This is a genomic window from Pluralibacter gergoviae ATCC 33028 = NBRC 105706, assembly GCF_001598855.1.
Taxonomy (GTDB): domain Bacteria; phylum Pseudomonadota; class Gammaproteobacteria; order Enterobacterales; family Enterobacteriaceae; genus Pluralibacter; species Pluralibacter gergoviae.
Window position 1 is genome coordinate 17,544 of record NZ_BCZS01000035.1, and the last position, 23,255, is coordinate 40,798.

Here is a 23,255-nt window from a genome sequence, read left to right on the forward strand (position 1 = left end):
CACTTGCCGGTAACAGAGATGAATAAACAAGATTGATCGGCGTTCGCGGCCTCACTCTTCGCCGGCGGCAGCCGTAAAAAAGAACCCCGCGTAAAACGCGGGGTTCGTCAGCAGCCTGAGGGACAGCTCAGGCAGTCTGAGGCCGGTAATAAATCAGCGTCTCGCATCCGGATGGAACGTGCTTGCCGGACGCATGGCGAGATTCTCATAGGTGGCCCATTTCTGGAGCGCAACCGACTGGGCGATGGCCATCAGCCGCTCGGCTTCCTGCGGATTCTGCTGCATCAGCGCCATAAAGCGATTCTCATGGCGGCGGTACTCATACAGCGGCAGCGTCGGGCGCAGGTTGTCGAGGGTAAACGGATTGCTGCCGTTTTCCCGCAGCACCGGGTTATAGCGCACCAGCGGCCAGTGGCCGGAGGCGACGGCGCGATGCTGCTGTTCCAGGCCAAGCGTCATATCGATCCCGTGAGCAATACAGTGGCTGTAGGCAACGATCAGGGAAGGGCCCGGATAGGCCTCCGCCTCGCGTATCGCCTGCAGGGTCTGCTGGGGATTGGCGCCGAAGGCGACCCGCGCGACGTAGACGTTGCCGTAGGAAATCGCCTGCAGAACAATATCCTTCTTCGCCATGGTCTTACCGCCCGCCGCAAAGCGGGCGGTGGCCCCCAGCGGGGTCGACTTGGACATCTGCCCGCCGGTGTTGGAGTACACTTCGGTATCCATCACCAGGATATTGATATCGCGCCCGGAAGCCAGGGCGTGATCGAGCCCGGAAGAGCCAATATCGTACGCCCAGCCGTCGCCGCCGACGATCCACACCGAGCGGCGGACCAGGTGGTCGAGCATACTGCGCAGATTTTGCGCCTGCTCCGACTGGTTGTCGGCCAGTTTTTCTCGCACCCGCTGCAGCCGCTGACGCTGGCGGTAGATGTCGGACTCAATCTGCTGCGGGGCGTTAATGATCTCATCCACCAGCGCCTCGCCCAACTCCGGTGCCAGGGCTTGCAGGGCCTGCGCGGCCTGATGGCGGTGGTGATCGGCGGTCAGCCTGAAGCCCAGACCAAACTCGGCGTTGTCCTCGAACAGTGAATTTGACCAGGCCGGGCCTTTACCGTCCCGATTCTGCGACCAGGGCGTCGTGGGCAGGTTCCCGCCGTAGATCGACGAGCAGCCCGTGGCATTAGCCACCATCATCCGATCGCCGAACAGCTGGGTCAGGGTTTTCAGATACGGGGTTTCGCCGCAGCCCGAGCAGGCTCCGGAGAACTCAAACAGCGGCTCCAGATACTGCACGCCGCGCACGGTTGAGAAATCGATGGTTGAGCGCGCGGGCCACGGGATTGTCCTGAACCAGGCGAGGGCGGACTTCTCCTGCTCCAGCACCGGCAGCTTATCCACCATGTTGATCGCGCGGATCTCCGCGCCGTCGGCGTCTTTGGCCTGCACCGGACAGGCATTAACGCACAGGTTGCAGCCGGTGCAGTCCTGGGGATAAACCTGCAGCGTGTAGCGGGTATCGGGGAAGCCGCGGGCGCTAATTGGTGCGCTTTTGAAGCCCTCCGGCGCGCCGCTGAGCAGATCCTGGTGGTAGAACTTGGCGCGGATGGCGGCGTGCGGGCAGACGAACGAACAGTTGCCGCACTGAATGCAGAGATCTTCCCGCCACTGCGGAATGGTCAGGGCGATATCGCGCTTCTCCCACTGGCTGGTGGCGGTAGGCCAGGTGCCATCGGACGGGATCATCGACACCGGAATGCGGTCCCCGCGATCCTGCAGCATTTCTGCCGTCACCTCGCGTACGAAGCGCGGCGCCTCGGGCGATACGTGCCAGCCCGACTCGGCGCTGCTCCGGGTCTGCGGCGGGATTTCCACCCGGTGCAGGTTCGCCAGCGCGGCGTCCACGGCGGCAAAGTTCTTATCAACCACCGCCTGGCCCTTGCGCAGGTAACTCTTTTCAATACTCTTCTTAATCAGGGCGATGGCCCGCTCCTTCGCCATGACCTTTGAAAGCGCAAAGAAGCAGGTTTGCATGATGGTATTGATCCGCGAGCCCATGCCGTTCGCGCGCGCGACCTCGGCGGCGTTGATGACGTACAGCGCCACCTGCTTCTGGCGAAGCTGCTGCTGTACCCCGGCGGGCAGGTGGTGCAAGACCTCATCCGGACCCCAGGGGCTGTTCAGCAGAAGGGTGGCGCCCGGCGCGGCATAGGTCAGCAGGTCGAGGGTTTCGATAAAGTTGAACTGGTGGCAGCCGATAAAGTTTGCGGCGCTTATCAGGTACGGCGAGTCGATGGGCGAGGGGCCGAAGCGCAGATGCGATGTGGTGCGCGATCCGGACTTTTTCGAGTCATAGACAAAGTAGCCCTGAGCGTGGTATTCGGGCAGTTCGCCGATGATCTTGATACTGTTTTTATTCGCGCCGACGGTGCCGTCGGCGCCCAGGCCAAAGAACAGGGCGCGAACCTGATTGTCCGGCTCAATATGCCACGTTTCGTCCCAGTCGAGGCTGAGATGGGTGACGTCATCGTGAATGCCGATGGTGAAAAAGCGTCTCGCCGCCGGCTGCTGCTGTTGCTCATACACGGCCTTCACCATTGCCGGAGTAAACTCTTTCGACGACAGTCCATAGCGGCCGCCGCTGATGGTCGGAAGCCGGTCTATCTTGCCCTGCTGCAGCGCGCAGACCAGTGCGCCCAGCGTGTCGTGGTACAGCGGCTCGCCGTTGGCGCCGGGCTCCTTGGTGCGGTCCAGCACGGTGACAAACTTCACGCTGGCGGGAAGCGCCTTCACCAGCGCCTCGGCGGGGAAGGGGCGGTAGAGGTGAACGGTCACTACACCATAGCGGCCGCCCTGCTGATTCAGAGAGTCAACGGTCTGGCGGACGGTTGACGCCGCCGAGCCCATCACCACCAGCACGTGGGTGGCGCTGTCGGCGCCGTAGTACTCCACCAGCCGGTAGCGCCTGCCCGTCAGGCGGGCGAACCGCGCCATCGCGTTCTCAACAATGTCCGGTACCCGATCGTACCAGCCATTGACGCTCTCGCGGCCCTGAAAATAGGTATCCGGGTTCTGCGCCGTGCCGCGCATAATGGGCCGATCGGGATTCAGGGCCCTGGCCCGGTGGGCGCGCACGAGGCGATCGTCAATCATGCCGCGGATCTGATCGTCGGTGAGGCGCGAAATCTTATTCACTTCGTGGGAGGTCCGGAAGCCGTCGAGGAAGTGGATAAACGGAACGCGCGCCTCCAGAGTCGCCGCGTGGGCAATCATGGCCATATCCTGCGCCTGCTGGACGGAAGCGGCGCTGAGCATCGCAAAACCGGTGGTCCGCGCGGCCATGACGTCCTGATGATCGCCGAAAATGGAGAGCCCCTGCGCCGCCAGCGCCCTGGCGGCGACGTGGAAGACGGCGGAGGTCAGCTCGCCGGCAATTTTGTACATGTTCGGCAGCATCAGCATCAGGCCTTGGGAGGCCGTAAAGGTCGTGCTGAGTGCGCCCGCCTGCAGCGCCCCGTGCACGGCGCCGGCGGCGCCGCCTTCGTGCTGCATCTCCATCACCGTGGGAATATCGCCCCAGATATTCGGGATCTGCTTCGAGGCCCATTCGTCGGCCAGTTCGGCCATATTGGATGACGGAGTAATCGGATAGATGGCGCAGATTTCGCTCACCTTATAGGCCACCCAGGCAGCCGCTTCGCTGCCGTCCATCATCACCATGTTGGTATCATTCTCTTTCATCAGCGGCTCTCCTCGGCGACCATCTCGATGGCGTGACACGGGCACTGGTTAAAGCAGGCGGCGCAGCCGGTGCATAATGCGTAGTCGAACTGATAGCGCAGGCCCTTGCCCAATTTGATGACGGCGCCTTCCGGGCAGGCGCCGTAGCAGCCGTCGCATTCAAAGCAGTTGCCGCAGGAGTAACAGCGGGCGGCCTCATAGTGCGCCTGGCCGGCATTCAGGCCGCCAATAATTTCATCGAATCCGCTGCGCGTTTCCGGCGGCAGAATGGGCTGGGACACGGCGTCCGCGTCGGTGTTGTACCAGAGGTGCAGGCCGGGATACTCCATGACCGGAACGCTTTCTGGCTTATGGTAAGGCTGTTGGCGCAGCCAGCCGTCGATATGGCGCGCGGCCTTTTTACCGTGGCCGGTGGCAATGGTTACGGTGCGCTCTGAAGGCACCATATCGCCGCCGGCGAAGATCCCCGGCACGCTGGTCATCATATGCGCGTCAACGTCGACCACGCCGTCTTTATGCAGCCGGATACCGGGAATGCGCTGGAGGACCGAAATATCCACGTCCTGGCCCAGAGCAAGGATCAGGCTGTCGGCGTTCAGGGTTTCAAATCGCCCGGTAGGCTGCGGGCGGCCGTTTTCGTCCAGCGCCATCTCTTCAACGGTCATGGTGGTGCTGTCGATATCGCGAATGGTGCGCAGCCAGTTGATTTTGACCCCTTCCTCCAGCGCCTCGTCGGCTTCGAAGCCGTGGGCGGGCATATGGTCTCTGTCGCGGCGGTAAATAATCATCACCTCTTCCGCCCCCAGGCGACGGGCGGTACGGGAGGCGTCCATCGCGGTGTTGCCGCCGCCGTAGATAGCGACCCGTCGCCCGAGCTTCGGCGCTTCTCCGCGCTCTACCGCCGACAGGTAGCTGACCGCATCAAGGATCTTCCCGGCTTCCCGCGCCGGAATATCCACCTTCTTCGCAAGATGCGCGCCGATGGCCATAAACACGGCGTCAAACTGGCCCTGCTGCCTGGCGGCCAGCACGTCCTCCACCTTCTGGTTCAGCTTCAGCGTAATGCCGGTAGAGAGGATCCGCGCAATTTCACGATCGAGAATGTCCCGCGGCATACGGTAGGCCGGGATCCCGAAGCGCATCATGCCGCCCGCCATCGGGCCCCCCTCGTGGATCTCCACATCGTGACCGAGGCGTTTCAGGTGCCAGGCGCAGGAGAGACCCGAGGGCCCGGCGCCAATCACCAGCACGCGCTTCCCGCTATTCGCCGCCTGACCGGCGGGCTTCCAGCCGTGCTCAAGTGCGAGATCGCCGAGGAAACGCTCCACCGCGTGGATGCTGACGGGGCGATCGACGCGGGCGCGGTTACAGCTGCTCTCGCAGGGGTGGTAGCAGACGCGGCCGTGGACGGCGGGCATCGGGTTATTTTCTATCAGCGACTGCCAGGCCTCCTCGTAGCGCTCCTCCTGGGCCAGCGCCAGCCATGCCTGAATATTTTCACCTGCGGGACAGGCGTGATTGCAGGGGGGAAGTGAATCCTGATAGATCGGCCGCTGCCGACGAACCGGGCCCGTGCCGGAATGACCGGCGAGATCCGGCGGTAGTGTCATATCATGTTGGTTTTTTTTCATAACATTGCTTATTTCTTATGGTTGTTATAATAACGGCTTATTTACCTCCGGCAGAATAAAACGAGAATCGATATCATTTTTATTCTGCCGGTGAAATAACGGTTGCCATTATTTCCGCTAATGATTACTTAAAGTAATTATTACCGACGCTGTCCTGAATATTATTATTGTTGCTTCCCGGGCAGAGGGTTGTCTTACTGTGATAAGGAAAAGAAAAAAGGGCAGCGTCAGAATGAAACACTTAATAGCTTTAGCAACGGTTGTGCCATAGCTAAAAATAAGCGCAATACAGCGCTTATTATGTGAGCTATCGCTAAAGTTAAGCGATTTCTTGCCGGTGAGAATAGCCCGCCGCGCGTCCTGGCTATCAATGTGATAATTGCGCGCAGCCGGGAACCGCTATCGCTGTCAGGCTCCGCCGGGCCTGCATCAGTACCCGGCGGCGGCCCCTATTATGCTTCGGGCGGGGCTGGCGGATAGGCGGACGGCGCCGGAGGCACGCCGCGCGATGTCTCTATCCACGCGACAAGTAAAAATACCGCCACGCTCGTCAGCGAACCGGCGATGATGGCCATAATACCGAAGGGCTCGCCCGCCAGTTGCCAGCCCAGACCCGCCAGGCAACCAAAAATAATGGACCACAGCCCCGCTCGCGGCGTTGCCTTCTCCCACAGCAGGCCAAAAAGATAGGCGGCAAAGGGGCCGGTTGCGCGCAGCGTAAAGGCAAACATCAGCAGGGCAATGATCTCACCGCTCCACAGGGCGATGGCAATAGAGATCAGGCCGACCACCAGCACCACGAGCCGGCTGAGCCGGAGGTTCTGCTCCGGCGTCAGGTCAGGGGAGATATAGCGGGCGTGAATATCCTGGGTATAGATGCTGGCTGCGCCGAGCAGGTCGCCGGAGGCGCTCGACAGCGTCGCCGAGATCACCGCGGAGAGCAGTAGCCCCGAGACCAGGGGCGGGAGCAGATTGACCGACACCGTCGCCAGCGCGTTGTTTGGCTCAATGGACGGAAATGCCGCCAGGGCAATCAGGCCGAGCACGGCGGGAATAAAGGCGTAGATAGCCATAAACAGGCTGCAAAGCAGCGAGCCGGTGAGGGCGACGCGCTCGCTGCGGGCGGAGTAGTAGCGCTGCACCGCCTCCTGTCCGGTGGCGAAGGTCATAAAGTACATTACGGTAAGGCCAATGATGGTTTTCCAGCCGAGGCGGGTGAATTCGAACTGCTTTTCGGGCACGTTATTCACCACGAACTGCCAGCCGCCGTCGAGCATGGAGAGCGCGACCGGGACAGCAATCGCGAACCCGAAGACAATCAAAAAGAACTGCACAAAATCGGTTAGCGTTACGCTCCACATGCCGCCGAGCCAGGTATAGAACACCACGATGACGCCGGAAACGACGATTGCGTAGTGGCTGTCAAAGCCGGTCAGCACGTGCACGATGGTGGCAGTCGCGGTGATTTGCGCCGCCCCCAGCGCGACCAGCGCCGCCAGAGAGAGCACGGTGGTGATCAGATAGCTGCTGTTACCGTAGCGTCGGCCAATAATTTCCGGCACCGTCATGGCGACGGCACGCCGCATATAGGGCGCAATAAAAGAGACGAGGAAAATGCCAAGGCCGGTGGCTATCACATACCAGCCTGCGGAGATGCCCCAGGCGCCGTAGGCTTTTGCCGCCACGCCCACCGAGCTGCCGCCGCCAATTTCCGTCGCCGCCAGCGTTCCCGCCAGCATAATTGGCCCGAGCCTGCGACCCGCCAGGTGGTAATCTTCGCTGCTGCGTATTTTGGTTTTGGCATACAGCCCGATGCCTATCATTACCGCCATGTAGACGATAATAATGATATAGATTGTTATTTCCCTTTCCATAATAAATTATCCATCGCAGATTGAAATCTGTACGAATCGGGCAAAAAATATGCCATTTACAGTTTGCCTGTCGGTGGGAAATTACTGTGAGTCGGGGCACATAATCCGCTGCGCTATTCGCAGCGGATTATCATAGTGATGTGCAAAATATCGGATTGATAAACCGGCGGGCGGAGAAAGAAAAAATCCACGCGGGCGCGTGGATTTTTGCTGGCAACGCTGCGGAGGTAAGCGAACGCTGCGGCGGGGCGTTTTAGACGTTAAACAGGAAATTCATCACGTCGCCATCTTTAACGACATAATCCTTCCCTTCCGCGCGCATCTTACCCGCTTCTTTCGCGCCCTGTTCGCCTTTGTAAGTAATAAAATCGTCAAAAGCGATGGTCTGGGCGCGGATAAAGCCCTTCTCGAAGTCGGTGTGAATTTTGCCCGCCGCCTGCGGGGCGGTAGCGCCGACCGGGATGGTCCAGGCGCGCACTTCTTTGACGCCGGCGGTGAAGTAGGTCTGCAGGTTGAGCAGGGAGTAGCCCGCGCGGATCACGCGGTTAAGGCCCGGCTCTTCGATACCCAGTTCGGCCATAAACTCGTCGCGCTCTTCGTCGTCAAGCTCGGCGATGTCGGATTCGACGGCGGCGCAGACCGGCACCACCACGGAGCCTTCTTTGGCGGCGATTTCGCGCACCTGGTCGAGGTACGGGTTGTTCTCGAAGCCGTCTTCGTTAACGTTGGCGATGTACATGGTCGGCTTGAGGGTCAGGAAGCTCAGGTAGCGGATCGCCGCTTTGTCTTCGGCGCTCAGATCCAGCGCGCGCAGCATCCCGGCGTTTTCCAGGTGCGGGAGGCACTTCTCCAGCGCCGCCAGTTCGGCCTTCGCGTCTTTATCGCCGCCTTTGGCCTTCTTCTGCACGCGGTGCATGGCGCGCTCGCAGGTGTCGAGGTCGGACAGCGCCAGCTCGGTGTTGATAACGTCGATATCTTCCGCCGGGTTCACTTTGCCCGCGACGTGAATGATGTTGTCGTTCTCAAAGCAGCGCACCACGTGGCCGATGGCTTCGGTTTCGCGGATATTGGTCAGGAACTGGTTGCCCAGACCTTCGCCCTTCGAGGCGCCTTTTACCAGACCCGCGATGTCGACGAACTCCATGGTGGTCGGCAGGATGCGCTGCGGTTTGACGATCTCGGCTAATTTATCCAGACGCGGATCGGGCATCGGCACAACCCCGGTGTTCGGCTCGATGGTACAGAACGGGAAGTTGGCCGCTTCGATACCGGCTTTGGTGAGCGCGTTGAACAGGGTGGATTTGCCGACGTTAGGCAGGCCGACGATACCGCATTTAAATCCCATGATGTAAATCACCTTAATCTTTGATAATCAACCTGTTACAGGAAACAGGCTGCAGAAAAGTAAACAACTGCGCCTATTATACACGGCGTGAGGCAAAAATGCCGCCCGGCGGGGCGTTATTGTGCCTTAAACGCGTGCAGGCGGTTGGTGGCTTTGGCTAAGCCGTCCTTCAGCCAGATTTCGGTACAGCGCGCCGCTTCGTCTACGGCCTCATCGATCAGCTTCTGTTCGGAGAGCGGCGGCTTGCCGAGCACAAATCCAACAACCTTGTTTTTATCGCCCGGATGGCCGATGCCGACGCGCAGGCGGTGAAAGTTGGGGTTATTGCCGAGTTTGCTGATGATATCCTTCAGGCCGTTGTGGCCGCCGTGGCCGCCGCCGAGTTTGAACTTTGCCACGCCGGGCGGCAGGTCCAGTTCGTCGTGGGCCACCAGAATTTCGTCCGGATTGATGCGAAAGAAGGTCGCCATCGCGGCAACGGCCTTGCCACTGAGGTTCATAAAGGTGGTCGGCACCAGCAGACGCACGTCTTCCCCGGCGAGGTTAATCCGCGAGGTATAGCCGAAGAATTTGCTCTCTTCGCGCAGCGGGGCGCGGGCGCGGTCGGCCAGCAGATCCACATACCACGCGCCGGCGTTGTGGCGGGTGGCGGCATATTCGGCGCCGGGGTTGGCGAGGCCGACAATCAGTTTAATCGTCACGTTCAGGTCCTGAGTACATCGTCAATTGCCGCGTAGTGTACTGGCTGCGGGCGCGGTTGACAAAGTTAAGCGGCAGGCGAAGTAGTTGCCTGGTGAAATAATTATAAAACCCACTAATTCATCGCGTTATATGTAAAGTTATGTTGTGAGAATGTTCGCAATTGTGATCGTCAGCGCACATATCGCTTAAAGTGTCACCTATACTTTACACACATGGAGCAGGGACACTCCCTGTCAACCCGGCTTCCGGAGGTGACATATGAAACGTAAAAATGCGGCAGTATGCGGTAATTCGTTTATGGGCATAGGGATGGTTGTGATGGTTGCGGGTATTGCCTGTGCGGTACTCAATCAGCTTCCCGACTTTAATATGCCCGCCCTATTTGCGCAGGGCGCGGTGCTCGCCATCTTCGTCGGCGCAGTGATGTGGCTTGCCGGCGCGCGTATCAGCGGCCGGGAGCAGGTATGCGACCGCTACTGGTGGCACCGCCACTACGACAAGCGCTGCCGTCGCGACATCCACTAACACTCTCGTCTGTTTTCTAAAGCGCCGCCCTCTGCCGGGCGGCGCTTTACTTTCCGGAACCGTGCGGTCGGTCAGGCCGCAATATCCGCCAGCGCCGCTTCCTTATTCGGGAAGAAGGTCAGACGCCCGGCAATGGGCTGCACGCCCGCCCGCGCCAGGGTGCGCAGCGGCTGAAACTCCAGATTCGACACCCGCAGCTCGCAGCCTTCCGGTAGCGCCTGAACAAAACGCTGGAACGCCTCCAGCCCGCCGGCATCGAGCACCGGCACCGCGTCCCACTTCAGCACCACGATACGCTTGCCTTCGGCGCGCGCCTTCAGATCGGTAAACACGCTGTCGGCGGCGGCAAAAAACAGCGGACCAATGACCCTGATCACCAGCACATCATCCGGCGCACTGACCGCGACAGGCGCCAGGTGGGTCATACGGGCAATGCGGCGCATAAACAGCAGCGAGGCCAGCACGATGCCGACGCCGATGGCGATCACCATATCAAACAGCACCGTCAGCGACATGCAGATGAGCATGACGATAACGTCATCCACCGGTGCCCGGCGCAGGAGGGCCACCACCTTGTGGGCCTCGCTCATGTTCCACGCCACCATCAGCAGCAGCGCGGCCATCGCCGACAGCGGCAGCCAGGAGAGCAGGGGGGCGAGGATCAGCAGGGCCAGCAGTACCAGCACGGCGTGGATCACCGCCGAGATGGGTGAGGTGGCGCCGGCGCGGACGTTGGCCGCCGAGCGGGCAATCGCCGCCGTGGCGGTAATGCCGCCGAAGAACGGCGCGATGATGTTGCCCAGCCCCTGGCCGATAAGCTCATTATTGGCCTTGTGGCGGGTGCCGGTCATACCGTCAAGCACCACGGCGCACAGCAGGGACTCAATGGCGCCGAGCATCGCCATCGAAAATGCCGCCGGCAGCAGCGCCTGGATGGACGTCAGGCTAAGGGTGAAGCCGCTGCCGGATGTGTGCCACGGCAGTACCAGCTGCGGCAGCAGCTGCGGAATGCCGTTGCCCTGGGTGCCGTCGCTCAGCAGGTAGTGAAAGCGCGAGCCGATGGTCGCCACGTCGCCGCCGAGCAGGTTAACCACGCCCATGACCGCGCAGCCGGCCAGCAGGGCGGGCAGGTGGCCCGGCAGGCGGATGCCGAGACGCGGCCAGAAGATCAGCACCGCCAGCGTCACCGCGCCAATGGCGGTATCGCCGATATTCAGCGTCGGCAGCGCCGTCGCCAGCGCGGCGACTTTTTGCCAGTAGTGCTCCGGGTTGTGGTCAATCTGCAGGCCGAGGAAGTCCTTTATCTGCATGGTGGCGATAGTAATACCGATCCCGGAGGTAAAGCCCAGGGTCACCGACACCGGGATGTATTCGATCAGCCGCCCGAAGCGCGCCAGTCCGAAGAGGATCAGGAATACGCCGGACATCAGCGTCGCCACCAGCAGCCCCGCAAGGCCAAACTGCTGGGAGACCGGATAGAGGATCACCACAAACGCCGCCGTCGGCCCGGAAACGCTGAAGCGCGAGCCGCCGGCCAGGGCGATCACTATCCCGGCAACCGCCGACGTATAGAGACCGTTCTGCGGCGCCACGCCGCTGCCGATGGCCAGCGCCATCGCCAGCGGAATGGCGATAATCCCGACGGTTACCCCGGCGATAAGATCGCGAATAAAGCGTTGGGTGGTGTACTTCTCCTTCCAGCAGGCGTCAATGAGCGCGCGGAAAGGCAGGATCTCTGCAAGATGGGATCTGTTCACTGGGCAATCACCTCGTGCGCATCAGCGTCGGGAGCGGCGTCTGAAGGTGGCATTAGTCATACAAATTGTCGTCAGGGCCAAAAAAACCCGCCGCAGCGGGTTTTTAACAGCAGCTAAAATCTATCAGTGTTCGAACATTGCGGAAATAGATTCTTCGTTGCTGATGCGGCGAATCGCTTCCGCCAGCATTCCGGAGAGGGTCAGCGTGCGCACGTTCGGCAGCGCTTTGATCTCGTCGGACAGCGGAATGGTATCGCACACAATCACTTCGTCAATCACCGAGTCGCGCAGGTTTTTCGCCGCGTTACCGGAGAAGATCGGATGCGTCGCATAGGCGAATACGCGTTTAGCACCGCGCTCTTTCAGCGCTTCGGCAGCTTTGCACAGGGTGCCGCCGGTATCGATCATGTCATCAACCAGTACGCAGTCGCGGCCGGCGACGTCACCGATAATGTGCATTACCTGAGAGACGTTGGCGCGCGGACGACGTTTGTCGATGATCGCCATGTCGGTATCGTTAAGCAGCTTGGCAATGGCGCGGGCGCGCACGACGCCGCCAATGTCCGGAGAAACCACGATCGGGTTTTCCAGCTTCAGCTGCAGCATATCTTCGAGCAGGATCGGGCTGCCGAAAACGTTATCTACCGGCACATCAAAGAAGCCCTGGATCTGTTCAGCATGCAGGTCTACGGTCAATACGCGGTCAACGCCGACGCTGGACAGAAAGTCCGCGACAACTTTGGCTGTGATTGGCACACGGGCGGAACGTACGCGACGGTCCTGACGGGCATAGCCAAAGTAGGGGATTACGGCGGTGATACGGCCTGCAGAAGCGCGGCGCAGGGCATCGACCATGACAACCAGTTCCATCAGGTTGTCGTTAGTGGGGGCACAAGTGGACTGGATGATGAAAATATCACCACCGCGTACGTTTTCATTGATTTGTACGCTGACTTCACCGTCGCTAAAACGTCCTACAGCGGCGTCGCCAAGGGAAGTGTACAGGCGGTTGGCAATACGTTGTGCTAGTTCCGGGGTGGCGTTACCAGCAAAAAGCTTCATATCAGGCACGAGAAGAACCTCAGGCATGCGTCCAGTGGTGGATAAAGCGGTCCTGGAACTTGTGCGGGTCAGGCACGGCTTCATCCATTCGGTGTATTAGCGAGCACGATGCAGCGTCTGGAACGGGGTGACGCTGTCACCGACACTCAGTTTGCCCCGTTCAATGCCTGCATCAGCGGCGAGGTGTTAACACCGCGGGCAACAAAGCCCTGCAGCCAGTCGGGGGCGTGTTCCAGCACCTGACGGGCAGCGGATTCGGTGTCAAATTCAGCAAAAACACAGGCTCCGGTGCCAGTCAGGCGCGACGGCGCGTATTCTAACAGCCAGGAAAGCGCCGCATCAACCTTACCAAATCGTTTTCTTGCGATAACCTCGCAATCGTTGCTGAATTCACAATTTAATAACGTTTCTATTGATCTTTTTGGCGAATTTCTGCGCAGGTCCGGATCCTTAAAAATGACCGGGGTCGGGATGCTGACGCCGGGGTGCGCTACGAGATACCATTTTTCCGCCACCGTGACCGGGGTTAACACTTCACCCACGCCTTCGGCAAAGGCCGCGTGGCCGCGGACGAACACCGGCACGTCGGCGCCGAGAGTGAGGCCCAGCGCCGCCAGCTCATCGACCGTCAGGCCGCACCGCCAGAGGTGGTTAAGGGCCACCAGCACCGTGGCAGCATTCGAGGAGCCGCCGCCGAGGCCGCCGCCCATCGGCAGGCGTTTGTCGATGCTGATGTCCGCACCGCAGGCGGCGTCGTAACGACCGCTTTTTCCGGCGGCCGCGATCAGCAGTCGGGCGGCGCGAATAATCAGGTTTTCCTCATCGGCCACGCCTTCTACCGGCGTCAGCAGCCGCAGTTGGCCGTCGCGGCGGACGTCAATCGTCAAGGTGTCGCCGTAGTCAAGAAACTGGAACAGCGTCTGCAGCGTGTGGTAGCCGTCGGGACGCTGCCCGGTGATGTAGAGAAACAGATTCAGTTTTGCCGGAGACGGCCAGCGCGTGGGACTCATTTCACGATCCAGTTATTCATCTTCAGCTTGATGCGCTCGCTGCCTTCGGTCAGCTCCATGTTTGACGGCATCGGCGGCGTGGTTTTCGCATCATAGCTGCCGTAAACCACTTTCCAGGTTTTGCCGTTTTCGGCGTAGGTCAGTTCGCTCAGGTGCGCCTGGTCATCCAGCGTGTAGTCGGTGGCGTTACCCGGCAGGCCGAGGATCCACTGGCGCAGACTGTTGAGCGGAATGGGCATCCCGGTGAGCTTGCCGATCATCTCCTCGGCGTCGGTGGCGGTATAGGATTTCCCTTTATTATCGACAAGCGTCACGCTGCCCGGTTTGGCGGTCAGGGAGAGCTCGGTGCTGCCAAGCGGATTGGTCAGCAGCAGGCGATAGTTATCCTGGCCGGTCTGCTGCCAGAAAAAGTTGGCGTACACTTTCTGATCGTCTGAAATGAAGGCGAACGCGCCGCGGGCCTGATACTGGTTAAGCTGACGAACCTGCTGCTGGTGCGCCCGCCACTGCGGCGAGTCCACGCTTTGTCCCGGCCCTTTCGGCGCGTGATTGAGCGTACAGGCGGAGAGAACCAGCGCGGCCAGCGGCACCAGGCGCATCAATCGGGTCATGCTCATAGGGAAAATCCTTGTTATCTATTAAAGTTATTGAGAACAATCGTAGCGTTGCCTCGCGGCAGCGTCTACGCTCAGATTGTCTTAAATCATGAATTTAACGATGGCTGCAAAAGGGCCGCATCTCTTTTATTGACCTTGCGCATCCTGTATGATGCGTCCAGACTAACCTTATCAACGCTGGCATTACTTCTTCATCCATGACGCTGCTCGCATTAGGCATTAACCACAAAACCGCGCCAGTCGCGCTGCGAGAACGGGTTTCGTTTTCGCCGGATACGCTTGACCAGGCGCTGGAAAGCTTGCTTTCCCAGCCAATGGTGCAGGGCGGCGTGGTGCTGTCTACCTGTAACCGCACCGAACTCTATCTCAGCGTTGAAGAGCAGGAGAACCTGCGCGAATCGCTGATCCGCTGGCTGTGCGACTACCACCAGCTTAATGAAGACGACCTGCGCAACAGCCTCTACTGGCATCAGGATAATGAGGCGGTCAGCCATCTGATGCGCGTCGCAAGCGGGCTGGATTCGCTCATACTCGGCGAGCCGCAGATCTTAGGTCAGGTGAAAAAGGCCTTTGCCGACTCCAGCCGCGGCCATCTTAACGTCAGCGAGCTGGAACGCATGTTCCAGAAATCCTTTTCCGTTGCCAAGCGGGTGCGCACCGAAACGGATATTGGCGCCAGCGCCGTCTCCGTCGCCTTTGCCGCCTGTACTCTGGCGCGACAGATCTTCGAATCTCTCTCGTCTGTCACCGTGCTGCTGGTCGGCGCGGGGGAAACCATTGAACTCGTTGCCCGCCACCTGCGCGAGCACGGCGTCAAGAAGATGCTGATTGCCAACCGGACCCGCGAACGCGCGCAGGTGCTGGCGGATGAAGTGAATGCGGAAGTCCTTGCCCTGAGCGAAGTTGACGAGCGCCTTAAAGAAGCGGATATCATTATCAGCTCCACCGCCAGCCCGCTGCCTATCATCGGCAAGGGCATGGTTGAGCGGGCGCTGAAGGCCCGCCGCAATCAGCCAATGCTGCTGGTCGATATCGCCGTACCGCGCGACGTCGAGCCGGAAGTCGGCAAGCTCGCCAACGCCTACCTCTACAGCGTTGACGATCTGCACAGCATCATTCAGCACAACCTGGCCCAGCGCAAGGTGGCGGCCGAACAGGCCGAAACCATCGTTGAGCAGGAGGCCGGCGAATTTATGGCGTGGCTGCGCGCCCAGAGCGCCAGCCAGACAATCCGTGAGTACCGCTCTCAGGCAGAAGGGGTGCGCGACGAGCTCACGACCCGCGCACTGGCTGCCCTGCAGCAGGGCGGCAACGCCGAAGCTATCATGCAGGATCTGGCCTATAAGCTCACCAACCGCCTGATCCACGCTCCGACCAAATCACTTCAGCAGGCCGCCCGCGACGGGGATGACGAACGCCTGCATATTCTGCGCAACAGCCTCGGGCTGGAATAGCGCAGCTCTCACTTATTTTAATAACAGGGTGCACTTACGCCTATGAAGCCTTCTATTGTTGCCAAACTGGAAGCTCTGCACGAGCGCCATGAGGAAGTCCAGGCGCTGCTGGGCGATGCCGGAACCATCGCCGACCAGGATCGCTTCCGCGCGCTGTCCCGCGAATACGCGCAGCTCAGCGACGTCTCGAAATGTTTTACCGACTGGCAGCAGGTGCAGGAAGATATCGAAACCGCACAGATGATGCTCGACGATCCGGAAATGCGCGAGATGGCGCAGGAAGAGCTGCGCGACGCGAAAGAGAAGGGCGAGCAGCTTGAGGCGCAGCTGCAGGTGCTGCTGTTGCCGAAAGATCCGGACGACGAGCGCAACGTCTTTGTGGAAGTGCGCGCCGGGACCGGCGGCGATGAAGCCGCGCTGTTTGCCGGCGACCTGTTCCGCATGTACAGCCGCTACGCGGAATCCCGCCGCTGGCGGGTTGAGATCATGAGCGCCAGCGAGGGCGAGCACGGCGGCTTTAAAGAGGTGATCGCCAAAATCAGCGGCGAGGGCGTCTACGGCCGGCTGAAGTTCGAGTCCGGCGGCCACCGCGTACAGCGCGTGCCTGCCACCGAATCCCAGGGACGCATTCATACCTCCGCCTGCACCGTGGCGGTCATGCCGGAGGTGCCGGAGGCGGAAATGCCCGACATTAATCCGGCCGATCTGCGCATCGACACCTTCCGATCCTCCGGCGCGGGCGGTCAGCACGTTAATACCACCGACTCGGCGATCCGCATCACCCACCTGCCCACCGGCATCGTCGTCGAGTGTCAGGACGAGCGCTCCCAGCACAAGAACAAGGCTAAGGCGCTGTCGGTGCTGGGCTCGCGCATTCGCGCCGCGGAGATGGCTAAACGTCAGCAGGCCGAAGCCTCTACCCGCCGCAACCTGCTGGGCAGCGGCGACCGCAGCGACCGCAACCGCACCTACAACTTTCCGCAGGGCCGGGTGACCGACCACCGCATCAACCTGACCCTCTACCGGCTGGACGAAGCTATGGAAGGCAAGCTTGACATGCTGATCGAGCCTATCGTTCAGGAGTACCAGGCCGACCAGCTGGCGGCGCTGTCCGATCAGGAATGATGAATTTTAAGCAGTGGCTGAGCGCGGCGGTAACCCGGTTGGCGGGCGGCGAAAGCCCGCGGCGGGACGCGGAGATTTTACTCGGGCACGTCACCGGCAGGGCGCGCACCTTTATCCTCGCGTTTGACGAAACGCCGCTGGCGCCCGCCGAAGAAGCGGCGCTGGAGGCGCTGCTGGCGCGCCGCGCCGGCGGTGAGCCGGTGGCGCATCTGGTCGGCAGACGAGAGTTCTGGTCGCTGCCGCTGCGGGTTTCCCCGGCGACGCTGATCCCGCGCCCGGACACCGAGTGCTTGGTTGAGCAGACGCTGCAGCGCCTGCCCGCCGCGCCGTGCGATATTCTCGATCTCGGCACCGGCACCGGCGCTATCGCCCTGGCGCTGGCGAGCGAGCGGCCCGACTGCCGGGTCACGGCGGTTGACTACGTGGCCGACGCCGCGGCGCTGGCGGCCCGCAACGCCGCTGAACTTGGCATAACCAACGTCACCATAATGCAGAGCGACTGGTTCAGCGCGCTGGAAGGGCAGACCTTCGCCGCTATCGTCAGCAATCCGCCCTATATTGACGAGCGGGACCCGCACCTCGCCCTCGGCGACGTGCGCTTTGAACCGAAAAGCGCGCTGGTGGCGGGCGACGCGGGCCTGGCCGACCTGGCGCACATCATCGCGCGCTCCCGTCAGTTTCTGCTGGCGGACGGCTGGCTGCTGGTGGAGCACGGCTGGACCCAGGGCGCGGCGGTTCGGCAGCTGTTTACCGACGCCGGCTATCGCCGGATTGAAACCTGCCGCGATTACGGCGGCAACGAGCGCCTGACCCTCGGGCAGCGTCATGCTGACTGACGGGGCGTTTAGCGTTATCATTGCCATCATTTTGAAGTTATCAGGCTGCCACGGGCAGCCCGCAGTTGGGGTAGGGCATGAGGTCATTAGCAGATTTTGAATTTAATAAAGCGCCGCTATGTGATGGCATGATCCTCATTTCTGAGCTGATCCGGGACGATTTTCCGGCCCAGGACGTCACCGACGAATTGGAGCAACTGGTGCGTCAGGCCCAGGAGGAGATAAGCCCCGCCTGGACCGACAGCCGCCAGGTTGAGCGGCTGCTTGAGCTGTTTTACAACGAATGGGGCTTCAGCGCCTCACGCGGCGTCTACCGGCTTTCCGACGCCCTGTGGCTTGATAAAGTGCTGAAAAACCGCGAAGGCAGCGCCGTGTCGCTCGGTGCGATCATGCTGTGGGTTGCCCAGCGCCTGTCGCTGCCGATGATGCCGGTGATTTTTCCGACCCAGCTGCTGCTGCGGGCCGACGTTGAAACCGGCGAAATGTGGCTTATCAATCCGTTCAACGGCGATACCCTCGACGAACACACCCTGGAGGTGTGGCTGAAAGGCAATATCAGCCCGGTGGCGGAGCTGTTCAATGAAGATCTCGACGAGGCCGATAACGCCGAGGTGATCCGCAAGCTGCTGGATACCCTCAAGTCGGCGCTGATGGAGGAGCACCAGATGGAGCTCGCCCTGCGGGTCAGCGAAGCGCTGCTGCAGTTTAATCCGGAAGATCCCTACGAAATTCGCGACCGCGGGCTTATCTACGCCCAGCTCGACTGCGATCACGTAGCGCTTAACGATCTCAGCTACTTTGTGGAGCAGTGCCCGGAAGATCCGATCAGCGAAATCATTCGTGCGCAGATCAGCACCATCTCGCACAAGCACATTACTCTGCATTAATCCGGAATGAATCCGATTAACCTCTGATAAGGCGATCCTATGAAACAAAAAGTGGTCAGCATTGGCGATATCAACGTGGCGAACGACCTGCCGTTCGTGCTGTTTGGCGGCATGAACGTGCTGGAGTCCCGCGATCTGGCAATGCGCATCTGCGAACACTACGTCACCGTAACCCAGAAGCTGGGCATTCCGTACGTGTTCAAAGCCTCTTTTGACAAAGCAAACCGCTCCTCTATCAAATCCTATCGCGGTCCGGGCCTGGAAGAGGGCATGAAAATTTTCCAGGAACTGAAGCAGACCTTCGGCGTGAAAATCATTACCGACGTCCATGAGCCGCAGCAGGCGCAGCCGGTAGCCGAAGTGGTTGACGTGATCCAGCTGCCGGCGTTCCTCGCCCGCCAGACCGATCTGGTCGAGGCGATGGCGAAAACCGGCGCCGTGATCAACGTCAAAAAGCCGCAGTTCGTCAGCCCCGGCCAGATGGGCAACATCGTCGATAAGTTCGCCGAAGGCGGCAACGACAAAGTGATCCTCTGCGATCGCGGCACCCAGTTCGGCTACGACAACCTGATTGTCGATATGCTGGGCTTCAGCGTGATGAAATCCGTCTCCGGTAATTCGCCGGTCATCTTCGACGTGACCCACGCTCTGCAGTGCCGCGACCCGTTCGGCGCCGCCTCCAGCGGCCGCCGTGCCCAGGTCACTGAGCTGGCGCGTGCCGGCATGGCAACGGGCCTGGCAGGCCTGTTTATTGAAGCACATCCGGACCCTGAGCACGCGAAGTGCGACGGCCCATCCGCGCTGCCGCTCGATAAGCTTGAACCGTTCCTCAAGCAGATCAAAGCTATTGACGATCTGGTGAAGAATTTCGAGCCGCTGGATACCAGCAAGTAAAAGAAAACCCGCCGCGGCGGGTTTTTTTACGTCTCCGGGCGGTCAGGCAAAGATCGTCATCAGATAGGCCGCAAACAGCGCCAGGTGGGCGGCGCCGTTGAGTACGTTGGTACGACCGGTTGAGAACGACAGCTGGCACAGCATCAGCGCGGCGAGCATCACGATCATCTCCGGTGCCCCGAGGGCAAACTGCAGTTCGTTGCCGGTAAGAAAGGCAATCAACGTCACCACAGGCACCGTCAGGGAGATGGTCGCCAGCACCGAACCAAAGAACAGGTTCATCGCCCGCTGGACCTGATTATTCAGCACCGCCTTCAGCGCGCCCAGTCCCTCAGGCGAGAGGATCAGCAGTGCGACCAGGAAGCCGGTGAAGGCGACCGGGGCATTCAGGCTGGTGAGCAGCGTTTCCAGCGGATTCGCGTTCATTTTGGTGACCGCGATAACGGCAATCAGGTGGACGATAAGCCACGCGGCGTGCCAGAGGTTGCTGTGCGCCGAAGGCTTGCCGTGGTGCGGATCGTCATCATCGCCGTCGTCTTCGTGCTCGTAAACGAACAGGCTCTGGTGGGTTTTGGTCTGAATCAGCAGAAAGACGCCGTACATAATGGCGGAAATCAGCGCGACCAGCAGCGCCTGGGCGGTTGAAAAGTTAGCGTCGGGTAGCGCCATCGGGAACACCAGTACGATCACCGCCAGCGGGAAGAGCGCGATCAGATACTGCTTGATGCCGAACAGATTCATATACTGGGTTGCAAACTTGCGGCCGCCCAGCAGCAGTGAAAAGCCAACCAGACCGCCGGTGACTATCATGATGATCGAGTAGAGCGTGTCGCGCATCAGCGTTGGCGCGGCGTCGCCGGTCGCCATCAGCGCGGAAATCAGGCTGACTTCCAGAATAACGACGGAAAGGCTTAATATCAGCGAGCCGTAGGGCTCGCCCAGGCGGTGCGCGAGGACGTCGGCGTGGCGAACAACGCTGAATGCGCTGCTGAGGATACCGATCAGGGCCAGGATATTGATCCCGACGACCGCCGGCAGCGACTGGCTGCTTCCCCAGAAAAACAGCACCGCCAGCGCCAGCACCGGCAAAATAAGCAGGGTCTCCTTATGGCGGGTTTTCACCGCCTCGTGTGCGTGTGTCATGTAGCATCTCCATGTAAGCAGGTTTGTAATTATTGATAGTCCAGCGGGCTACAATAGCAGACAGGTTGTGATGTGCGTCAAAATTTTACTGAATTTTACCTCTTGATAGGATTTTTAATCGGAGGTTGCATATCCCGCGCTTTTCCTCTGTTTAGTGATAAATAACAGTCAGTTGCTTTTTATTAAATCTATTTTTGCCTCACGTTTGCTTTTCCGGCATACCGCATCCACACTCATTTTTTACCTGAAAACCGGAGGTCAGTATGCCCTATAAAACGCGAAGCGATTTACCCGAGAGCGTCCAGCACGTGCTCCCCGCCCATGCGCAGGATATCTACAAAGAGGCTTTTAACAGCGCTTGGGAGCAGTACCGACACAAAGAGGACAGGCGGGGCGACGCCAGCCGGGAGGAGACCGCCCACCGGGTTGCCTGGGCGGCGGTTAAAAATGAGTATCAAAAGGGCGATGACGATAAATGGCATAAGAAAAGCCATTAGCAGCGAAGAGGAAGGTACTGGCTTTAGCGTCTGTTTAGCCGCGGTTGCTGTATCGCAGGGCCGACATTGCATATTATCGCCATTATCCGGATAATATTTCAGCAGTGCATGAGGGAATGTGGTGGCAGGGAAGCGCGCAGTGGCGGAGGTGTAATAAGATGTTAACGCGTGATTTCCTGCTAAAGGCCGATTGTAAAACGGCGTTTGGCGCTATCGAGGAGTCGCTGCTCTGGTCACCGGAACAGCGCGCCGCTTCGCTTGCGGCGACTCTGGCCTGCAGGCCCGATGATGGACCCGTCTGGATCTTCGGTTACGGTTCCCTGATGTGGAACCCTGCTCTCGAGTTTTGTGAATCCTGCACCGGCACCCTTGTAGGGTGGCACCGGGCCTTTTGCCTGCGGCTGACCGCAGGCCGGGGCAGCGCCTGTCAGCCGGGCCGCATGCTTGCCCTCAAGCAGGGCGGGCGCACCACCGGCGTCGCCTATCGGCTAAACGCCAGCTCCCTTGAAGAAGAACTCTCCCTGCTGTGGAAGCGTGAAATGATCACCGGCTGCTACCTGCCGACCTGGTGCCGCCTCAATCTGGACGATGGCCGGACGGTAAACGCGCTGGTATTTATTATGGATCCGCGCCATCCGCTCTATGAATCCGATACCCGCCCGCAGATCGTTGCGCCGCTGATTGCCGCCGCCAGCGGCCCGTTGGGAACCAATGCGCAATACTTATTTTCGCTGGAGCAATCGCTGGCCCGCCTGGGGATGAGGGACGACAGCCTGAACGATCTGATTGTAAAGGTCCGACAGCTTATTTAGATAAAATATCGGCTTCGTCCTTTTCTGTGTCGCCCATTTTCTGTACTCTATAATCCGGATAACCTTAGAAGTTGCCTGGATATTATTCTAATCATTCACTGTTAAATAATCCCATTAAAAGATTTGTTTTTAATGTGGGTATATTCCCGCTCTTAAGCGTGTGTTGATATTTATATTTGTGTGATTTTTGATCTCTGGTCGGATGATATATAATATAAATAACTTTTTTTTATTATTAAATTTTCATTTTTTATGAAATTATTTTTACTTGTAAAACAGCCTGTTAGTTAAATTTCTGTGATATGAATGGCTTTTTTATTAAACTGGTGATTGCGGTATGCTGCTCTTTGTAATATTAGTGTCTACACTCTTAAATTACAGTAACCTATGCCCCGACCATTCTGGTCAGAATAAGAGGAAACATAATCAGTTAATAAGCCAAAGGCCTACAGCTGACGCAGGTGGCGTACATTCGCGCTTGTTGGCTATTTCTGAGGCACAAAGCGATAAAAAACAACATGTAAAACATTAGAACAGCCAGAACGATATTTTATTTAAGAATATTGATGATGACGCTTTGCTTGCAACAAGCAAAGCAGGCTGTGGATTTCATCTTTGATGACGTCCATATATAAGCCGTTTATCGATTCAGCATTGCTTAAACACCAGGAATCTCTCTAGTTTTATAACTTTTAAAATAAGTCTGAGACGAGGGTTTATATATGGCGAGCATACAGCTTACTGCCAGAGATGGCGGTGCAACGACTTCTGTTAGTGGCTCATTTATCAATCTTTCCGGACCTACAATCGTCAAATTAAACATCGATCCGAAAGAAATATCTCAACTTTCCCGCACCGGTAACGATCTCGTCATTACGCTTAAAAACGGCGAAAAAACTACAATCCATAACTACTTTGTCGTTGATGCCCAGGGGCACGGTAATGAGCTGGTATTTGAGGACGAGCACGGTGCGCTGTGGTGGGTAAAAGATCCCCAGGCGGGTTTGCATTTTGAACCCTTAATCGATATTGATGCGCTGCTGATTGAAGGTGCCGGGGACGGTATTAATCCCTGGCTTTTTGCTGCCGCCGGTGGCTTAAGTGCCACGGCATTCACCCTGCTGGCCAGTGATGATGACGGACATAAGCGCGATGTCTTTGCTGGCAATAGCGATTCGGACAGCGATAGCGATGATACGGTCCCCGGCCGACCGGTTGATGAGTCTGACTCGAATTCGGACAGCGACTCGGATTCTGACAGTGATTCGGATTCTGACAGTGACTCCGACTCGGACTCTGACAGCGATTCGGATTCTGACAGTGACTCGGATTCTGACAGTGAC

General features: G+C 59.2%; 19 protein-coding genes. 9 read left to right on the forward strand and 10 right to left on the reverse strand.

The genetic code is table 11. The annotated features are described in order from the left end of the window. Positions 1–153: 153 nt before the first annotated feature. The 5 genes from nifJ to pth form a co-directional block, all read right to left on the reverse strand. The gene (nifJ, locus tag ENGE1_RS22465; protein ID WP_371320887.1) at positions 154–3,720 is read right to left on the reverse strand and encodes a pyruvate:ferredoxin (flavodoxin) oxidoreductase; all 3,567 of its coding nucleotides are present in this window, start codon (positions 3,718–3,720) and stop codon (positions 154–156) included. 20 nt (positions 3,721–3,740) lie between these two features. Next, the gene (locus ENGE1_RS22470; protein ID WP_048252946.1) at positions 3,741–5,372 is read right to left on the reverse strand and encodes an NAD(P)-binding protein; all 1,632 of its coding nucleotides are present in this window, start codon (positions 5,370–5,372) and stop codon (positions 3,741–3,743) included. Between the two features lie 452 nt (positions 5,373–5,824). Beyond that, positions 5,825–7,246, reverse strand: coding sequence for a sodium:solute symporter family transporter (locus ENGE1_RS22475; RefSeq protein ID WP_048252947.1), 1,422 nt, complete (start codon positions 7,244–7,246; stop codon positions 5,825–5,827). 253 nt (positions 7,247–7,499) lie between these two features. Further along, positions 7,500–8,591, reverse strand: a complete 1,092-nt coding sequence (gene ychF / locus ENGE1_RS22480) for a redox-regulated ATPase YchF (protein ID WP_043083475.1) — start codon at positions 8,589–8,591, stop codon at positions 7,500–7,502. Between the two features lie 116 nt (positions 8,592–8,707). Beyond that, positions 8,708–9,292: an aminoacyl-tRNA hydrolase gene (gene pth, locus ENGE1_RS22485; protein WP_048252948.1), complete on the reverse strand. Its 585-nt coding sequence runs from the start codon at positions 9,290–9,292 to the stop codon at positions 8,708–8,710. Between the two features lie 259 nt (positions 9,293–9,551). Between pth and ychH the strand changes: the two genes are divergently transcribed. Then, entirely contained in the window at positions 9,552–9,818 is a 267-nt protein-coding gene (gene ychH / locus ENGE1_RS22490; RefSeq protein ID WP_048252949.1) for a stress-induced protein YchH, read from the forward strand. A gap of 71 nt (positions 9,819–9,889) precedes the next feature. Here the strand turns inward: ychH and dauA are convergent, their stop codons facing one another. The 4 genes from dauA to lolB all read right to left on the reverse strand — a co-directional run bounded on the left by dauA (position 9,890) and on the right by lolB (position 14,258). Next, on the reverse strand, positions 9,890–11,575 hold the full coding sequence (gene dauA / locus ENGE1_RS22495; protein ID WP_048252950.1) for a C4-dicarboxylic acid transporter DauA: 1,686 nt from the start codon (positions 11,573–11,575) through the stop codon (positions 9,890–9,892). Between the two features lie 123 nt (positions 11,576–11,698). Next, positions 11,699–12,646 (reverse strand): ribose-phosphate diphosphokinase, encoded by a 948-nt coding sequence (prs, locus tag ENGE1_RS22500; RefSeq protein ID WP_086499860.1) that lies wholly within the window; start codon positions 12,644–12,646, stop codon positions 11,699–11,701. A gap of 137 nt (positions 12,647–12,783) precedes the next feature. Then, positions 12,784–13,647, reverse strand: coding sequence for a 4-(cytidine 5'-diphospho)-2-C-methyl-D-erythritol kinase (ispE, locus tag ENGE1_RS22505; protein ID WP_045289491.1), 864 nt, complete (start codon positions 13,645–13,647; stop codon positions 12,784–12,786). Beyond that, on the reverse strand, positions 13,644–14,258 hold the full coding sequence (gene lolB / locus ENGE1_RS22510) for a lipoprotein insertase outer membrane protein LolB (protein ID WP_048252980.1): 615 nt from the start codon (positions 14,256–14,258) through the stop codon (positions 13,644–13,646). Before lolB ends, ispE begins: the two co-directional genes overlap by 4 nt. 203 nt (positions 14,259–14,461) lie before the next feature. Here lolB and hemA point away from each other — a divergent pair, with 203 nt between their 5' ends. From hemA to kdsA, 5 genes are all read left to right on the forward strand, one after another. Next, positions 14,462–15,718, forward strand: coding sequence for a glutamyl-tRNA reductase (gene hemA / locus ENGE1_RS22515; RefSeq protein ID WP_043083481.1), 1,257 nt, complete (start codon positions 14,462–14,464; stop codon positions 15,716–15,718). 42 nt (positions 15,719–15,760) lie between these two features. Then, positions 15,761–16,843, forward strand: a complete 1,083-nt coding sequence (gene prfA, locus ENGE1_RS22520; protein ID WP_048252951.1) for a peptide chain release factor 1 — start codon at positions 15,761–15,763, stop codon at positions 16,841–16,843. Beyond that, positions 16,843–17,679, forward strand: coding sequence for a peptide chain release factor N(5)-glutamine methyltransferase (gene prmC, locus ENGE1_RS22525; protein ID WP_048252952.1), 837 nt, complete (start codon positions 16,843–16,845; stop codon positions 17,677–17,679). The genes prfA and prmC overlap by 1 nt, the downstream gene beginning before the upstream one ends. Before the next feature lie 77 nt (positions 17,680–17,756). Next, positions 17,757–18,566: an invasion regulator SirB1 gene (gene sirB1 / locus ENGE1_RS22530; RefSeq protein WP_043083484.1), complete on the forward strand. Its 810-nt coding sequence runs from the start codon at positions 17,757–17,759 to the stop codon at positions 18,564–18,566. A gap of 39 nt (positions 18,567–18,605) precedes the next feature. Continuing rightward, on the forward strand, positions 18,606–19,460 hold the full coding sequence (gene kdsA, locus ENGE1_RS22535; protein WP_043083485.1) for a 3-deoxy-8-phosphooctulonate synthase: 855 nt from the start codon (positions 18,606–18,608) through the stop codon (positions 19,458–19,460). Between the two features lie 42 nt (positions 19,461–19,502). Here the strand turns inward: kdsA and chaA are convergent, their stop codons facing one another. Beyond that, positions 19,503–20,603 carry a sodium-potassium/proton antiporter ChaA gene (chaA, locus tag ENGE1_RS22540; protein WP_048252953.1) on the reverse strand — a complete coding sequence of 367 codons (1,101 nt, stop codon included), beginning with the start codon at positions 20,601–20,603 and terminating at the stop codon, positions 19,503–19,505. Between the two features lie 263 nt (positions 20,604–20,866). Here chaA and chaB point away from each other — a divergent pair, with 263 nt between their 5' ends. The 3 genes from chaB to ENGE1_RS28675 all read left to right on the forward strand — a co-directional run. After that, positions 20,867–21,100, forward strand: a complete 234-nt coding sequence (gene chaB / locus ENGE1_RS22545; protein WP_043083488.1) for a putative cation transport regulator ChaB — start codon at positions 20,867–20,869, stop codon at positions 21,098–21,100. 158 nt (positions 21,101–21,258) lie between these two features. Then, positions 21,259–21,912, forward strand: a complete 654-nt coding sequence (locus ENGE1_RS22550) for a gamma-glutamylcyclotransferase (RefSeq protein WP_048252954.1) — start codon at positions 21,259–21,261, stop codon at positions 21,910–21,912. Between the two features lie 722 nt (positions 21,913–22,634). Further along, positions 22,635–23,255: BapA/Bap/LapF family prefix-like domain-containing protein (locus ENGE1_RS28675; RefSeq protein ID WP_155731566.1), on the forward strand; the 621-nt coding region annotated here is incomplete at its 3' end.

Excerpts from the sequence above, each read along its gene's own strand:
- nifJ (WP_371320887.1), bottom strand. The coding sequence starts at position 3,720 with ATGGTGATGATGGACGGCAGCGAAGCGGCTGCCTGGGTGGCCTATAAG.
- ENGE1_RS22470 (WP_048252946.1), bottom strand. The coding sequence starts at position 5,372 with ATGAAAAAAAACCAACATGATATGACACTACCGCCGGATCTCGCCGGT.
- ENGE1_RS22475 (WP_048252947.1), bottom strand. The coding sequence starts at position 7,246 with ATGGAAAGGGAAATAACAATCTATATCATTATTATCGTCTACATGGCG.
- ychF (WP_043083475.1), bottom strand. The coding sequence starts at position 8,591 with ATGGGATTTAAATGCGGTATCGTCGGCCTGCCTAACGTCGGCAAATCC.
- ychH (WP_048252949.1), top strand. The coding sequence starts at position 9,552 with ATGAAACGTAAAAATGCGGCAGTATGCGGTAATTCGTTTATGGGCATA.
- ispE (WP_045289491.1), bottom strand. The coding sequence starts at position 13,647 with ATGAGTCCCACGCGCTGGCCGTCTCCGGCAAAACTGAATCTGTTTCTC.
- lolB (WP_048252980.1), bottom strand. The coding sequence starts at position 14,258 with ATGACCCGATTGATGCGCCTGGTGCCGCTGGCCGCGCTGGTTCTCTCC.
- hemA (WP_043083481.1), top strand. The coding sequence starts at position 14,462 with ATGACGCTGCTCGCATTAGGCATTAACCACAAAACCGCGCCAGTCGCG.
- prfA (WP_048252951.1), top strand. The coding sequence starts at position 15,761 with ATGAAGCCTTCTATTGTTGCCAAACTGGAAGCTCTGCACGAGCGCCAT.
- prmC (WP_048252952.1), top strand. The coding sequence starts at position 16,843 with ATGAATTTTAAGCAGTGGCTGAGCGCGGCGGTAACCCGGTTGGCGGGC.
- sirB1 (WP_043083484.1), top strand. The coding sequence starts at position 17,757 with ATGAGGTCATTAGCAGATTTTGAATTTAATAAAGCGCCGCTATGTGAT.
- kdsA (WP_043083485.1), top strand. The coding sequence starts at position 18,606 with ATGAAACAAAAAGTGGTCAGCATTGGCGATATCAACGTGGCGAACGAC.
- chaA (WP_048252953.1), bottom strand. The coding sequence starts at position 20,603 with ATGACACACGCACACGAGGCGGTGAAAACCCGCCATAAGGAGACCCTG.
- chaB (WP_043083488.1), top strand. The coding sequence starts at position 20,867 with ATGCCCTATAAAACGCGAAGCGATTTACCCGAGAGCGTCCAGCACGTG.
- ENGE1_RS22550 (WP_048252954.1), top strand. The coding sequence starts at position 21,259 with ATGTTAACGCGTGATTTCCTGCTAAAGGCCGATTGTAAAACGGCGTTT.